At 67.6% G+C, this 13,107-nt stretch carries 10 protein-coding genes and 1 pseudogene; 3 read left to right on the top strand and 8 right to left on the bottom strand.

Features of this window, described 5'->3' with window-relative positions; genetic code table 11:
• Positions 1–69: 69 nt before the first annotated feature.
• Positions 70–465: a superoxide dismutase, Ni gene (sodN, locus tag ACTWQH_RS18190; protein WP_443287649.1), complete on the top strand. Its 396-nt coding sequence runs from the start codon at positions 70–72 to the stop codon at positions 463–465.
• 7 nt (positions 466–472) lie between these two features.
• Here the strand turns inward: sodN and ACTWQH_RS18185 are convergent.
• Positions 473–701: pseudogene (locus tag ACTWQH_RS18185) on the bottom strand (tyrosine-type recombinase/integrase); the annotation flags it as partial.
• Positions 702–752: 51 nt separating this feature from the next.
• Between ACTWQH_RS18185 and ACTWQH_RS18180 the strand changes: the two are divergent.
• Positions 753–1,163: a DUF3631 domain-containing protein gene (locus tag ACTWQH_RS18180; RefSeq protein WP_443287677.1), complete on the top strand. Its 411-nt coding sequence runs from the start codon at positions 753–755 to the stop codon at positions 1,161–1,163.
• A gap of 396 nt (positions 1,164–1,559) precedes the next feature.
• On the opposite strand, the gene ACTWQH_RS18175 is transcribed toward ACTWQH_RS18180, so the two are convergent.
• The 5 genes from ACTWQH_RS18175 to ACTWQH_RS18155 form a co-directional block, all read right to left on the bottom strand.
• A complete protein-coding gene (locus ACTWQH_RS18175) occupies positions 1,560–2,297 on the bottom strand; it encodes a WbqC family protein (protein WP_443287648.1) in 738 nt (245 codons plus the stop codon).
• Between the two features lie 16 nt (positions 2,298–2,313).
• Positions 2,314–2,985, bottom strand: coding sequence for a YdcF family protein (locus tag ACTWQH_RS18170; RefSeq protein WP_443287647.1), 672 nt, complete (start codon positions 2,983–2,985; stop codon positions 2,314–2,316).
• Between the two features lie 20 nt (positions 2,986–3,005).
• Entirely contained in the window at positions 3,006–4,049 is a 1,044-nt protein-coding gene (locus ACTWQH_RS18165) for a helix-turn-helix domain-containing protein (protein ID WP_443287646.1), read from the bottom strand.
• Positions 4,050–4,740: 691 nt separating this feature from the next.
• Entirely contained in the window at positions 4,741–8,352 is a 3,612-nt protein-coding gene (locus ACTWQH_RS18160; protein ID WP_443287645.1) for a trypsin-like peptidase domain-containing protein, read from the bottom strand.
• 89 nt (positions 8,353–8,441) lie between these two features.
• The gene (locus ACTWQH_RS18155; protein ID WP_443287644.1) at positions 8,442–8,744 is read right to left on the bottom strand and encodes a trypco2 family protein; all 303 of its coding nucleotides are present in this window, start codon (positions 8,742–8,744) and stop codon (positions 8,442–8,444) included.
• Between the two features lie 647 nt (positions 8,745–9,391).
• Here ACTWQH_RS18155 and ACTWQH_RS18150 point away from each other — a divergent pair.
• Positions 9,392–10,228, top strand: a complete 837-nt coding sequence (locus ACTWQH_RS18150; protein WP_443287676.1) for an SAM-dependent methyltransferase — start codon at positions 9,392–9,394, stop codon at positions 10,226–10,228.
• Positions 10,229–10,252: 24 nt separating this feature from the next.
• Here the strand turns inward: ACTWQH_RS18150 and ACTWQH_RS18145 are convergent, their stop codons facing one another.
• Together ACTWQH_RS18145 and ACTWQH_RS18140 are read right to left on the bottom strand one after the other, a co-directional pair.
• Positions 10,253–10,666 carry a four-helix bundle copper-binding protein gene (locus ACTWQH_RS18145; protein WP_443287643.1) on the bottom strand — a complete coding sequence of 138 codons (414 nt, stop codon included), beginning with the start codon at positions 10,664–10,666 and terminating at the stop codon, positions 10,253–10,255.
• Between the two features lie 41 nt (positions 10,667–10,707).
• Entirely contained in the window at positions 10,708–13,053 is a 2,346-nt protein-coding gene (locus ACTWQH_RS18140) for a HelD family protein (protein ID WP_443287642.1), read from the bottom strand.
• Positions 13,054–13,107 lie beyond the last annotated feature (54 nt).

The raw sequence follows: 13,107 nt of genomic DNA, 5'->3' as shown, positions 1-13,107 counted from the left end.
GCCGCGAAATCGGCACCTTCCCGGAGTAGTCTCACCCGAGAGAAGACGATCACGAGGAAGGACGGCTCCATGCTCTCCCGCCTGTTCGCCCCGAAGGTGAAGGTCAGCGCCCACTGCGACCTGCCGTGCGGCGTCTACGACCCCGCTCAGGCCCGGATCGAGGCCGAATCCGTCAAGGCAATCCAGGAGAAGTACCAGGCCAACGACGATCCGCACTACCGCGCCCGCGCCACCGTCATCAAGGAGCAGCGGGCCGAGATCGCCAAGCACCACGTGTCGGTGCTGTGGAGCGACTACTTCAAGCCGCCGCACTTCGAGAAGTACCCCCAGCTGCACCAGCTGGTGAACGACACGCTGAAGGCCCTCAGCGCCGCCAAGGGCTCCACCGACCCGGCCACCGGCCAGAAGGCGCTGGATCTCATCGCCGAGATCGACGCCATCTTCTGGGAGACGAAGAAGGCCTGATCGCGGGTCATACCCTTTGACCTGCGGTTTCCTTACTTGCAGTGTCTCCCTGTCCGCACCCGGTCCGCAGTCCGCCGAGCACGGCGTCCATGACGGACCGGGTGCGGTCTTCCTCACCCGGCCACAGGTGGGCGTAGATCCGCAGCGTGATGACGGGCGAGGCGTGGCCGAGGACCAGCTGCACCTGCTTGACGCTCGCCCCCCGCGATGAGCGCGGAGACGAAGAAGTGCCGGACGTGGAACCGGCCATGCCCGTGGAGGACAGCGCCGCCGATACCTGGTAACCCCTGGTCATCGTCGCCGACCTCGCCGGAGGCCTGTGGCCGCAGCGGGCACGAGCGGCCTGCCAGGCCATGAGCGCGGCGGAGACGGCCCTCGGCGAGGAGACCGGCCCCAAGACCCGCATCCTGGCGGACATCCGCCGCGTCTTCGCCGCTCTGGGAGACCCGCCCACACTGCCCACCGCCCGGCTGATCGCCGCCCTGCGCGACAACCCCGAGGCACCGTGGGACCAGCACGGGCCCCACGGCCTGACCCCACGCGGTCTGCAGCTCCTGCTCCGCGACTACGGCATCTCGTGGTCCAACATCCGCTTCCCCGACAGCACCCAGGCCAAGGGCTTCATCCGCGTCAAGTTCACGGACGCCTGGCTGCGCTACTGCCCCGACCCGAGCGACGGACACCTCCGGCAGGGCTGACTCGTCCCTCCGGGACGCCTCCACCCGTCCCGGCCTGCCGCCCCGTCAGGGCTCTGACCAGCCACGCAACGAGTGGGACGACTCCTCCCCACGAGATCCCACGAGCAAGGCATGGCCCGCGACCTCAGCCCGCCCACCGCGGGGCAAGTTATCCCCTTTAGTAGCTTCCCTGGGGGCGGGGAAGCTACTAAAGGGGACCAGCGCCCCAGGGGTGGCGCAGGCGGCCCCGGTCCGTGGGGAGCCGGGCAGTGATGGCCGTAGAGCCATCCCGGCCTCCGAGTTGGTCGTCAACGCCGTAGAGCCGACCGCCTGTGGAGCAGGCCCAGGGCTCCGGTCAACGGCTCGGTCTCCAGCCCTGTGCGCACAGTCACGCGGTTGCGGTCATCTGGGCCTGGCTCAGCTCGATGTTGACTCCTGCCGTGGCCAGTCGGCACTGAAACCGGGCCGCCGCGAGATGTTCGGCAAGAGCCATGGCCCGAGTGTGGCGAGTGCCCACAGGGCGGTGATCCGGCGCGCACCGTTCCATGGAGACGGCCCGGTCTCCTCGGGTGTGCGGAACGGCACAACACAGATGCTCAGTGTCTTGAAGGGGTGGGCGTCGAGGTAGCGCAGGCCGCCTGGGCCGCACAGGTAGTGCGTACTGCCGGGCACGGCGGCGAGGTCGGCGAGGCGCTCGGATCGGCCGTGGCGGGTGGGGAGGGCGCTGCTGTGCAGGACCTTTCCCTTCCAGCCGAGGGCCTCGAGTAGGACACGGACTGAGGTCTCGGCGATGTCCGCGACCCGATCCGTGGTGTCGAGCCGGTCCAGGACCGCCTCCAGTGAGGATCGTATGGCCGCCCAGTGGCGGCTACGGCCGTAGTACTGCCGCACCAGCAGCTCGACGGTGCGGCGGGTGCGGCGGGGGTCGGCCAGCCGTGCCTGGCTGATCAGCGTCGAGCGGACCTGGGGCAAATGTGTGGGGAGCGTGAGCCACTGCTGTCGGTCGGGATCGTCCAGCGGCGCGAGGCGAGCGCGGTGCTGGTAGTCGCGTCGGGCGAACTGCACGTTGTCCAGGACGATCCACTGGTCGGCGGCGTACAGCTTGGCCAGCGTCGACAGCCGGGGGAAGAGGTTGGGCTGGTGGATGGCGCACACCCCGGCCGTTCCTGGATCAGGTGCTGATGAGGCGGCTGTTGAACCCGGCGCGCAGGAGGCGTCCGTACGCGTCATGCACATCTCCCGGTACGTCCTGCTCGACGGCGAAGCCGAGCTTGGGGTACTCGATCACCCGTTGCAGGTCGCCGACGAGCATGTCGACGACGAGTTTCTCGTCGCCGATGGACTTGATGTAGTCATCCAGCTCCAGCGTCTCGGAGGCGCACACCACGTCGATCTCGGGCCACAGCTTGCGACAGGTGGCGTACGAGCGGCGCTGCATGTACGGCTTGGAGATCAGCAGCAACGTCTCGACCTCGACGCCGGCCTTGGCCAGCAGCGCGCGGGAGAAAGTGATGTTCTGGCCGGTGTTGGCGGCCTTGGGCTCGACCAGGATCGCCTCGTCGGGAACGCCCAGGCTCAGGGCGTGCTCGCGGTAGTGCACGGCCTCACCGCGCGGGAAGCGGTCGCGGGTGGTGGGGCTGTTGCCGCCGCTGAACACCATGACGGGGAAGAGACCGGCGCGGTGCAGCTCGGCCACTGTGGTGGCCACGCCCAGGTCGTGGCTGCCCAGGCCGATGGCCGCCGAGCAGGGGCGTGGCTGGTGTCCCATCTGGTGGTAGTTCCAGATCAGCGTCGCGTCGTGGAACTGCTCGTCGGTGATTTGGCGCTGTTGGTGCTCCGGCACTGGCACTCCCCGGCTCTGCCTTATCCTCGCTGGCCCTTTCGGATGCCCTCGATGCTGCGCAGCTGATGGCTCAGACCGTACCGATGTGCCACCGTTGCCGCCTGGTCGAGGACGGACAGCCCATCATTCCGGGTCGCGCCATCTGACAGAAGGACGTGCCCGTAGGCCGTGTCCAGCCGCACCCGCTGCATCGGTGAGTCGACCGTGCCGGTGGTGCGCGCGATGTCGATGTAGTGCAGGGCCTGGGCCAGGTCACCGGCGCCTCGGTGGGCGAGGGCCAGTTTCTGATGGGCGACCGACCAGTCCTCCGGTTCACCCAGCTCTTCGAACTCCCGAGTGGCATCTCTCATGACGCTGGTGGCGTACTCGTTGTCGCCGCCCTTGCTCAGCGCGGTGCCCACCCACAGCCGCGCCCGCGCCCGGTCCCGACGGCTGAGGCGCTCGTCAGCAGCGAGGGCCAGGTAGTGGCGGGCGGAGGCGTCGAGCTGGCCGGACATCTCACACACCACTGCCAGCGACAGTTCGATCTGCGCCACCCTGCGCGGAATGTCGAGTTCGTTGAACAACTCCCGAGCGGCCAGGTAGGAGTGGCGGGCGGAGAGCGGCCCCAGGACCATGCCCTGATCCCGCTGAAGGTCGCCGAGCAGGACGAGTGAACGGCCATACAGATAGAGCCCTTTGTCGTCCAGGCCACCGGGATCGTGACGTCCCAGCCAACGGTTGAGCAAGGTGGAGGCGAAGGAGAAGTCCTGGCGGCTGACGCAGACCACGGCGCGCTCGATGTCCTCCGACCACGTCTCGTAGTCCGCCGGCCGCGCGCTCTTGCGTTCGGGGTGCAGCAACGCCTCGAACCGGGCCTGGGCCGCGGCATCGGCACGGGCCAGCGCGGTGTCGAGGATGGCCTGCGTGTCGGGCCGCGGCTGGGTGCCGGCACCCAGGCTCTCCCATTTGGCGACCGTGCGCAGCGCGACCCCAAGATGTTCGGCGAAGCCGCGCGTACTCATCCGCAGGGCGGCTCGCAAGGCACGTGCCTCCCGGCCGGTCCACTGCTGCACGCTGACCACGGCTGCCTCCCTCCATCACCTATGGAAGCACCGTCCGAGAGGGCGAGGGCCCCGAAGTGCAACGGAAGTACAACGGCAGGTCATTTCGAGGCCGTGCGCGGCGCCCGACGCTGAGGGGCATGGACAACGAGCTCATCACGGAACGCCGCGCGGTACCCGGCCCGCACGTCTACGGGTACGTGCGTGTGCACCGTCCTCATGCGCTCTGCCAGCCTGGAGTGGTACGAAAGTGGGCGGCGTGTGGCACCGCATCCTCGCCGAGCAGCTCCTACCCGCCGATACATCCCGCCCCACAGCCCCACCGAATGGCCGAGGACCTCAAACGGCTACTGCTCGCAGACACCGTCCCCGGCGGACCGATGCTGGGCCCGAAGGGGCCCATGGCGTTCGCCGCCGGGTGGACTGACGCCTTCCGCCAGGCAGGCCGAGCACTTGGAACGGCGGCGAGTGCGGGAACTCTGGACCGGGGGCTGCGCCAAATCCTCGCCTACCACGTCATCTTCCACTGGAACCGCCTCGGCCTTCCTCCACGCACCCGAAGCATCCTCGCCACGGCAACTCACACAGCCATCCTCACCCCACCAAATTCTCCCCTCATCACCCCACCCGAGAGACAGGGCCTTGACACAACAGGACTGACCACGATTCCCTCTTCGCTACCTCTTCGCGCCTCCCGTGCGCGTCGGGTGGGTCAGCGAGCATGTCGAATATCATGAAGGAGGAGACGGAGCAACTTCGTCGCCTCCTCTTCGGGATAAGCGGCGAGCCATTCCTCGACATACTCAGCGGCTACAGTTTCTGCTTCGACGGATAGACAAGGGTGCTCCATCAACTCAAAAAGAACGAAACGGGCTTTACGCAACGTGCCATAGGCCGCAAGCCATCGCATCGCGAACCTCACAGCGCGATTCTGCTGAGCCTCGTTAAGATCTCTTCGCCTGAGCAGTGCGCGGACCATCGAGACATCTTTGCCACTAAGGCTGGTCATCAACAGGCCAAGTCCGAGTTCGATGCTTCTGTTTGCCTGGTCGGCAGTGAGATCACGCCTGTCGAGCAGAGAGCTGATTACCGGACGCCGAGATTTGATTCCCTGGGACGGCGCCCACTCGAGGCTCAATTCGATCACGAAATGTGCTTGGCTAGGCGCAAGGCGGCCATCGGGAAGGCTAAGCAGTGAACTGATCAGTGTAGGCTGGTCGGGCTCCCTTCGTAGTTCCGCCACACCACGGTTGATCACGTGCCGTAATTTTGCGGGAGTGAGTGCTGTGTGCCGCAGAAGCGGCTGGATGACCTTATGGCTCTCAGCCGAAGCTTCATTGTCTGCTAGCCATTTCACAGCATGGTCCACCGCCGCGCGGGCCTGTTCGGCGATGAGATCGTGCTCCAGCAGTCTCTGGAGAACGGGGGCGATGGCAGGATCGCTGGGACGGCTGGCCACCTCGTTCAGCAGGCGCTCCGTGACGTTTGGGGTTTCTTCGCGAGCGAGCAAGGCACGCAGGATGCCGTCACGGACAGGTCCGGTCGGATTCTGCGCAATCCAGGTATCTGCGTAGGGAGCGATCTTGCGGACGCTCGCCGGATCTAGTTTTCTTCCTTCCAGCAAACCCCGTATGACAGAACCCGCTGCAGGAATCGCGAGATTCCGCGCAAGCCATATAAACACGTATTCCAGAAATGAGTGCAGCAGTTCGTCCATCAGATCACGACAGCGAAGCAAGGCGAGAAGAAACGGCGTGGCCTCGGATGCTGCGTCAGGGTGAGAGGCGAGCCAGGCCAAGCCTTTCCTGACGCCTGCCAAGCGTTGCTCGGCGGGCACGTCTGTGCGATCCAACAGGCGCCCAAGTACGTCTCCCGCCTCCGCCGGACGATTCACGCTTATCCAGTTCAGAGTGCAGTCGGCCACCTGATGAATGATCTCCGGGCTGTGGTCTTGCTTGAGAAGCTTGTTCAAGATCCATGGAACCGCCGGCCATCCAAAGTGGTCCCGAACCCAGTCGAGAGCATAAGCCACGGTCAGTCGTTTGTTCTCAGGCTTGAGGTCGTTCCGTGAGAGAAGACCCCGAATGACGTAATCGGCGTCGGTTTGCTGGATCCTCCGAGATAGCCAGGAGAGGGAGGCCAAGACCAATGGTTCAGATATCTCTTGTGCGCTCCGAAGCGCCGCATCCAAAAAGGGCCGTGCCGCGAACGTGTTCTCCGCACGGATGAGCCAGGGGGTTACCATGGTGTCCCACGCATCGCCTGTGGCTGACTGCCACGGACGGTTGATCACCATTGTGAGCAGAATCTGCTCTCCATCCCTCCCGTCTCGCTCCAGAAGGGTGCTCAGACCATCAGCGTTACGCCTGACCCAGTCTCGGCAGAATCTCTCTAATGCGTCCAACCGATCATCCGACTCCTTCGCTGCCAGATCGGCGACTACCCTGCGAAGATGCCCGGTGAGTAACGCGAATGAGCGCGGCTGCACGGCTGCTGTGTCAAACAGGACCTCTGCGGACTCTTGGTGGATGCTCCAACCTGGAGGTGGCAGAAGGGAGTGAAGCAGTAACTCGTCGGTGACAATGTCGTGCACGACTTCAAGGCGCCCGGCGACCTCGTCCATCCAGCCCAATGATGTCATAGTGTCGATCACATGCCGACCGCCGAGTGGGCCGCGCTCAGAACCATCGCGCGACGCCAGGAAAACATCGATGGCACTCTCCACGGCTTCGCGCGGCTGAGGGCACGCGCAGGCGGCTATTGTGAAGGCTAGCTGACCGCTGCTCGGCACCACCACTGCCAATGGATCCTCGATAGAGTGATGGCCGGGTGATAGCGCGTCTTTGCGTATCCCCTCGTGAATCCATTCCAGTAGCTCGCCGGGACGCACCTGCGGGAGGTTCGATGCAGGCCTTCCAGCGATCAGCCGATCCTCCAGTGCGCGAGCGATGAGCAACGCGATGATCGGTCGATGCCCGCATGCCTGGGACAGCTCTTCCTCGCCCCAACGCCGCACTGATTCTGGGGCGACCTCATGCAAGATATTCGCGATCACTGCAGACCTGTGAGCGTGATCCTGCCGAAGAGAGACCTCATCGAAGAGTCTGCCCGCCCCGCGTTGCCGCAGCGTCTGGAGGGACCCAGGGCGCACCGAACCGATGAATGCTACGGTGATACCGCACCGTTTCGCTTCCGGAAGAAGGATGTCGGCTAGAGCAGTAAGGTCAAGCTGCGGACATGAGTCGAGGTAGTCGCAGACGACCAGCACACGGTGCCCCCGGGACGTGACCACCGCCTGTTGGACATCATCTACAGTCACCGAGCTATCCGGTTGTACATGGAGAACCTGCCACCCACCGCGGCTTGCCACCTCGGCGACCTCGAAGCACGTCCGAGTCTTGCCCGCCCCCGCAGAACCGACCAATAGCACACCACGCTGATCCTTGCCAGAGATCCGCTCGAATAGCCGGAGAGGGTCGGCTTGGTGAGCCCTTCCTGGGCTAACGAAGGGAAGCTGCTTGCCGATGAGGTAGCTCCGTCTGCCCAGCAGACCGCTCACGACTTCGGCGTGCTCCAGGATGTTACGCAGCCGTCCGTCGTCCATGCCTTCGCTCTCACGGCCAAGGACTTGAAGCGTTTCGGGATTCGGGTCAATGCCGTATGCGAGCAGGAATTGAGCAAACTCGGAATCGCCAGTCAGGTTACTGACGCCGGTGGCGGCGATGCTAGACATCCCACTCGGAACATGGTGGCCGGTGCAGACACCCAGAAGAACACCTGCCTCGGACAAGACGCCTGCCCCGGACATGCCGGCCCAAGGTGAAGCTGAGCTGTCTCGCGATTGGGGTGCGGGGCTGTTGAGCGCCAACTCCATGCGAACACTGCCGTGATACGACCCGAGTAAGATGTGGCCATTGATCTCTCGGCTGAGTCGTGCTGCTTGGTCCACTGCGAAGTCAGGGAAACCGACTGCCCGAAAAGGAATTCTGCCCATGCCAGGCGGCAGAGAGCCGAGCCGGGCAGCTGGCAGGTCGTCCAGGTCGGTGTCGAGGAGGAGGAGCGCCACGTCGAATTCAGGGTCCTGATGGGCGATGATCCGCTTTACGGCGACGGGGGCCAACATGGACTCGGCTCGCACCGAGTTCGCGAGCCGGACCTCGTAGTTGGCGCCATCTCTGCGCTCGAACGGATGCCGAGCGCTTATAGCTAGGCGGCTGGTGAGCAGAAATCCCGACGCGAGGAAGTGGGCCACACTGTTCGTGGCACGGACACGCCGAGCTACCATAACCACTCGGTCCAGCGCGTTGATAGGCTCCTGCTGCACGTTCCGTCCTTACTCAGCCGAGTGGATAGCCGAGGCTGCTCTCGTCGTCACCCCAGCTCATCACTGAGTCCGTTATCGACGATCTCCGTTCAGTCGGGCAGAGCTGTCCCCGCATCCGAGCTGATGTGCACCGTGCCGCCCTGGTTCGTCTCGGCCGCTAGTTCGAGCGAAAGGGCATGTGTAAAGGACGTGCTCTCCGCCGCTTTGCCGCCTGCCGAAAGCACCCAGAACTTGACGTCTCCGTTACTTTCTCCCGAGGCGGTAACTGCTACCTGCATGTCCAATTTGACGGCCTGTACGCGCAACCGGACGGAGGCGCCTTCCCCATCCTCCATGGCCGTCACCAGCTCCCGCCTCAGCGACCGAATAGTCTCAGCAAGCCCGATGTCCACTCGCGCCCTCACTCAGCTCTCCCGGGGTACCCCCGGCCCTAAACTTCCAACCGGACGCCTGTGCGTTCTGACATCCACACTCAGGCCCAACGCCATGGTAGGACGGTCTAGCCGCTGAGCCGGAGTCTGGGGCGGGAGGGACGAGCTCCACAACCCATCGGCCGACGGGCCGACACTGGCGAGCGAACCGCAACGGCGGACGTGCTCGGTCAGGTGGGGCGAGCCCCAGTGACGGCCCACAGCCGTCACGGCCAGCGGTCGGGTCTTCGGCGTGGGGGTGACATGGAGGGCCAAAGCGATGATGCCGGTGAGCACCCTGGCCTAGCCAACAATGCACCGGTCCGCAGTCCGCATCAGGGCCGATCGCAACCGTCTGGGACCAACACGGTCAGCGGTGAACAACGAGGTCAGAGACCTGCGGCAAGAGTTGCCGCAGGTCACCGGCCTGGCCGTTTACTGGGAGACGAAGAAGAGCTGACGCCCTCTCCGTTACGCGGTGCGCACCCCGCCGGCTCCCCGGCGGGGTGCTGTGCGTCCGGCCCCAACGACTATCATCACGATCACACGGAGCCGGACATCGGAAGGTGGGGGTGGGGCGTATGGCGGCGACTGACGACACGTCGGAGCCGGAGGCGGAGCGGAACTGGATGACCCGCGCGCACGACGTGCCCGCCCGCCCGCCGGTCGACCTGCGCGTTGACGTGCCGCACTCGGCCCGCGTCTACGACTACCTCCTCGGCGGCAAGTCGAACTACGAGGCCGACCGGGCGGCGGGCGACGCCTCGGTCCGGGCCTGGCCCAGCCTGCCGACCTCCATGCGGGAGACCCGCGTCTTCATGCACCGGGTGACGCGCCACCTGGCGGCCGAATACGGGATGCGCCAGTTCCTCGACATCGGCACCGGCATCCCCACGCCGCCGAATCTCCACGAGGTGGCCCAGGGCGTGGCCCCGGAGTGCCGCGTGGTGTACGTCGACAACGACCCGATCGTCCTGGTCCACGCCCAGGCGCTGATGAAGAGCACGCCCGAGGGCAGCACGGCGTACCTGGACGCGGACTTCCGCGACCCCGAGGCGATCGTCGGCTCCTCCCTGCTGCGCGAGACGCTCGACCTGACGCGGCCCGTGGTGCTCTCCCTCATCGCCATCGTCCACTTCGTCCTGGACGAGGACGACCCGCAGGGCATCGTGCGGCGCCTGATGCGCGACCTGGCGCCCGGCAGCGTGCTGGCGCTGACGGTCTTCACCGGCGACTCCAACCCCGAGCAGGTCGCCGGCGTCGGCCGGGAGTACAACGCGCGCGGCATCCCGCTCCAGATCCGCGACAAGGCCGAGACGGAGCGGTTCTTCGAGGGGCTGGACCTCATCGACCCGGGCGTGACGCTCGTCCACCGCTGGCGGCCCGCGCTGACCCCGGCCGTCGGCGACGGCGTGCGGGACTCCGACATCGCCATGTACGGCGGGGTCGCGATCAAGCGCGGCTGACCGGCGTCACGTCGACGGACCGCGCTAGGACCCGAGGCCGCTCGCCAGCAGCTCGCCACAGGCGCGCTCGCACGCCCGGCACGCCTCCGCGCAGATGCGGCAGTGCTCGTGCAGGGCCGCGTGGCGTTCGCACTCGCGCGCGCAGGCCGACACCGCCACCAGGCACGCCTGGAGCTGGGCGAAGGCGATCTCCGGCTGGTGGCCGGTCTGCCGGGACAGCAGCCGGGCCGTGATGTCGCAGACGTCCGCGCAGTCCAGGTCCAGCCGGATGCACAACGCCAGCTCCTCCACGCGCTCCTCCGACAGGCAGGCGTCCGCGCAGGCGGTGCAGGTCTGCGCGCAGCGGTCGCACTCGTGGATGCAGCGCGCGAGGGTGTCCCGGTCGATCGTGCCCAGGCCTGCGGGGTTGGTTCGCAGCATGTCCTCGACTCTCGTCATGACACCACCTCCGGCGCGCGAGTGACCCCCGCGTCCGGCGTTCAAACCAGGCGCCTCAGCCGCCTCAGCAGTGCCGGCGGGCCGCCGGGGTGGAGGACGCCGAGCCGTTGGGTGGGGCGGGTCAGGGCGACGTAGAGGTCGTTCAGGCCGCGCGGGGAGTCGGCCACGATCCGGCCGGGGTCGACGACGATGACCGCGTCGAACTCCAGGCCCTTGGCGGTCCCCGGATCCAGCACGTCGACCTTCCCCCAGCCTTCGGCCGGGGGGACCCCCATCTCGCTTCGCTCGGCCAGGGCGGTGCCGGCCACCGCCGAGGCCACCTCGGCCAGTCGCGAGGCGGGCGCGACCACGCCCACGCGCCCCCCGGGCGCCTCGGCCGCCGCCCGGGCCGCCAGCTCCGCCGCCTCCACCGCCAGGCCGTCCTCGGGCACCGAACGCCGCCAGGGTGTGACGCCGCTGGAGCGGACCGCGCCGGGGGCCCGCAGCCCGGGGTCGATGCGGCGCAGCACCTCGGCCGCGACCTCGGCGATCTCGCTCGGCAGGCGGTAGTTGACCGTCAGCTCGGCCAGCCGCCAGCGCGCGCCCACGTGCGGGGCCAGCACCGCCTCCCACGAGCGCGTCGCTGCCACGCCCGAGGCCTGCGCGATGTCGCCGACCACCGTCATCGACCGTGCGGGGCAGCGCCGCATCAGCAGCCGCCAGGCCATCGGGGACAGCTCCTGCGCCTCGTCGACCACGACGTGGCCGAACGCCCACGTGCGGTCGGCGGCGGCGCGCTCGACCGGGGTGCGGTGGTCGGCCTCGCGGTGGCGTTCGGCGAGCTGCTCGGCGTCGAGCAGGTCGTAGGCGGACAGCAGCTCCGGGTCGGCGCCGTCGTCGAAGTCGGTGGTGCGGGAGCCGTAGGCGATGTCGAGCGCCTCCTGGGCGAGGGTGAGGCGTTCGCCCCGCTCGGCCGCCTCGGCCTCGGCGGCCAGGCGGGCCCGGCGCTCGTCGGTGCCTAGCAGCTCGGCGGCCTCGTCCAGCAGCGGGACGTTGGCCGCCGTCCAGCCGCGCCCGCCGGCCGGCGGGCGCAGGAGCGCGGCCCGCTCCGCCTCGGTCAGACCGGGCGCGGCGGCGGCCAGGCGTGCGGGCGAGGCGTACAGCTCCGCCAGCAGCCGCTGCGGGGCCAACGCCGGCCACAGCCGCTCGACGACGGCCGCGACCTCGGGGCTGGCGCGCAGCTCGCGGCGGAAGTCCTCGATGTCCTCCTCGTCGAGGAGGCTGCCGCCGTCGAGCACGTCGGTGCCGTACCGGTCGGCGACGCGGCGCGCCAGGGCGTCGATGATGAGGCGCCGGAAGAGGGGGCGGGCCTCGTTGTGCGGCAGCAGCGATTCGCGGGCGAGGCGGCGGGCGCGCGCCACGTCGTCCGGGTCGAGGGTCAGGGTCTCGCCGTCGTGATCGACGGCGATCGGCTCCTCGGGCACGCGCTGCCGGTCGCGCACGGCGGCGGCGACGACCTCGGCCATGGCGAGCCGGCCCTTGACCTCGGCCGCCTCGGGGCTCTCGGGGCGGTCGGCGCGGACGCCCGGGTAGAGCTCCTCCACGGTGGCCAGCAGCACGCCGGTCTCGCCGAGGGAGGGCAGCACCTCGCCGATGTAGCGCAGGAAGGTCGGGTTGGGGCCGACGATCAGCACGACGCTGCGGGCCAGCCGCTCGCGCTGGGTGTAGAGGAGGTAGGCGGTGCGGTGGAGGGCGACGGCGGTCTTGCCGGTGCCGGGACCGCCCTGGACGACGAGGACGCCGGTGTGGCGGGAGCGGATGATCTCGTCCTGCTCGGCCTGGATGGTGGCGACGATGTCGGTCATGCGGCCGGTCCTGGCGGCGGTGAGGGCCTCCAGCAGCGCGCTGTCGCCGGAGATTTCGGCGAGGTCGTCGAATTCCTCGTCCTTGACGGCGGTCACCTTACGGCCGCTGCTGCTGATGTGCCGCCGGCGTCTGACGTTCTCCGGGGAAATGGCGGTGGCGGTGTAGAAGGGGCGGGCGGCGGGTGCGCGCCAGTCCATCAGCAGCGGCCGGCCGCCGGATTCCTCGTCGGTGACGGTGGTGCCGGCGGCGGCCAGTTCGTCCTGGATTCCGATGCGGCCGATGTGGCGGCGTTCCCCGTCGCGCAGGTCGAGGCGGCCGAAGCACAGCCCGTTCTCCACCGCGTCGAGCCGGGCCAGCCGCTGGGCCAACTCGGAGGCAGCGACGTCCCGTTCGGCGAGGCCCTGGTGCCCGGGCCCGGTGCGCAGCAGCACCTCGTCGAGCCGGGACCTGGTCTCCTCCCGCAGCTGGTCCAGTCGTTCATAGAGTCGAGTGAGGTATTGCTGCTCGCCGTTCTGCTCGCTGTCAATCCCGCCGCTTGACACGCATTCCCTCTATTCGCTAGAATTAGCCTTGGCAGCAAGCTAATTGTTGAGATA

This window comes from Streptomyces sp. 6N223 (genome assembly GCF_052246635.1).
Lineage (GTDB): Bacteria > Actinomycetota > Actinomycetes > Streptomycetales > Streptomycetaceae > Streptomyces.
Note: the sequence above shows the minus strand (reverse complement) of the source record. Positions and strands in the feature narration are given on the sequence as shown.